We start from the raw sequence: 289 nt of genomic DNA on the forward strand, positions 1-289 counted from the left end.
GCCCACCGGAGCCGGTGGGCGTGCGCCTGGAGACAACCGTTCCCGACACCTCGCTCGTCCTGGTCGCCGGTGGTGACCCGGTGGACCTCCCCATCACCGTGCGCAACACCGGAGACCGCGCGTCGGAGCCCATCAGCGTGCTGTTGGACCTCCCGAAGGGGGTCACCGCGACGGGTCGCGCCGTCCCGGTCGCCCCTCCGGTGCCACGGCCCGCCAACGCCGATCCGGGGGGCGGAACCACCGGTGCTCCTCCCACCGGTCCTGGACCGGCGTCGGAGCCGGGACCGCG

1 pseudogene is annotated in these 289 nt (G+C 75.1%); it reads left to right on the plus strand.

The window, feature by feature from the left end:
• Nucleotides 1-20: 20 nt before the first annotated feature.
• Nucleotides 21-289, plus strand: a pseudogene (locus tag ACTIDRAF_RS34580) (sigma-70 family RNA polymerase sigma factor); the annotation flags it as partial.

This window comes from Actinoalloteichus spitiensis RMV-1378 (genome assembly GCF_000239155.1).
Classification (GTDB): domain Bacteria; phylum Actinomycetota; class Actinomycetes; order Mycobacteriales; family Pseudonocardiaceae; genus Actinoalloteichus_B; species Actinoalloteichus_B spitiensis.